1 pseudogene is annotated in these 347 nt (G+C 62.0%); it reads left to right on the forward strand.

The annotated features are described in order from the left end of the window. Positions 1 to 336, forward strand: a pseudogene (locus IG78_RS52515) (IS630 family transposase); the annotation flags it as partial. Between the last annotated feature and the right edge of the window lie 11 nt (positions 337 to 347).

A 347-nucleotide genomic window follows, 5' to 3' on the forward strand; every position in this document is an offset into this window, starting at 1 on the left:
GTTCTGCCGTTACCTGCGCAGCCTCCACCCGCCCCGGATTCGTATCGCGATCGTGCTGGACAACTTCTCCCCGCACCTGACCACGAAAAGCGACACCCGGGTCGGTGACTGGGCCGCGGCCAACAACATCGAGTTCGCCTACATCCCGACCAACTGCTCCTGACTGAACCGGGTCGAGGCCCAGTGCACCGCCCTGCACTACTTCACCCTCGACGGCACGATCACGCCAGCCACAAGGAACAGGGCAGCATGATCCGCCGCTACATCATGTGACGGAACAAGCACGTCAGCAACGATCACCTGCGCATAGTGGTTGACAAGGCGAACGCTGCCTGAAGCGGCACTAG

It is taken from the genome of Streptomyces aureocirculatus (genome assembly GCF_000720475.1).
Classification (GTDB): domain Bacteria; phylum Actinomycetota; class Actinomycetes; order Streptomycetales; family Streptomycetaceae; genus Streptomyces; species Streptomyces aureocirculatus.